This is a genomic window from Duganella vulcania, from assembly GCF_009857655.1.
In the GTDB taxonomy this organism is placed as follows: Bacteria; Pseudomonadota; Gammaproteobacteria; order Burkholderiales; family Burkholderiaceae_D; genus Rugamonas; species Rugamonas vulcania.
Genome location: NZ_WWCX01000286.1, coordinates 1 through 528, shown reverse-complemented (window position 1 = coordinate 528; position 528 = coordinate 1). Strand labels below are relative to the sequence as shown.

Here is a 528-nt window from a genome sequence, read left to right as displayed (position 1 = left end):
CCAGCCCCGGTTCGCTGAAGCGGCCGGCCAGGCCCACGCGCACCGGCGTGCGCAGCAGCGTGCAGGCGCGCACCAGCTCGGCGATGCCGCGCAGCGCGCTCAGGCCGCCGACATAGCACACCTGCAGCGGCTGGCCGTCCCAGGCGGCGGCGCCGAATTCCTCCGGCCGCGGATAGTTGCGGATGGCCACCGCGCCGGGCTGGATCGGCAGGAACTTGTCGCGGATGGCGGGGGTGGCGGCGATCACGCCGTCGAGCCGGGCGCAGGCGCGGCGCTCGAAGCGGGTGTAGGCGGCCGACAGCAGGCGCCGCAGCGGCGGCGTCAGATAGGGCTTGCCCAGCAGCTGCAGCGGCACGTCCTCGTGGGCGTCGAACACCACCTTGCGGCCGCGCCGCCGCAGCAGCAGGCCGGCCGGCAGCAGCTCGGGATCGTGCAGCTGGATGATGTCGGCGTCCAGCGTCAGCGCGCGCCGGTACACGCGGCAGGTGGCGTGCAGCATGCGGTCGAGGCGGCCGCGCGCGGCGCCGG

The 528-nt window shown here is 75.9% G+C and carries 1 protein-coding gene; it reads right to left on the bottom strand.

Annotated features, from left to right (window positions below):
• Positions 1-528 (bottom strand): glycosyltransferase (locus GTP90_RS36020; RefSeq protein ID WP_161087960.1); only part of this gene is annotated, 528 nt, incomplete at both ends.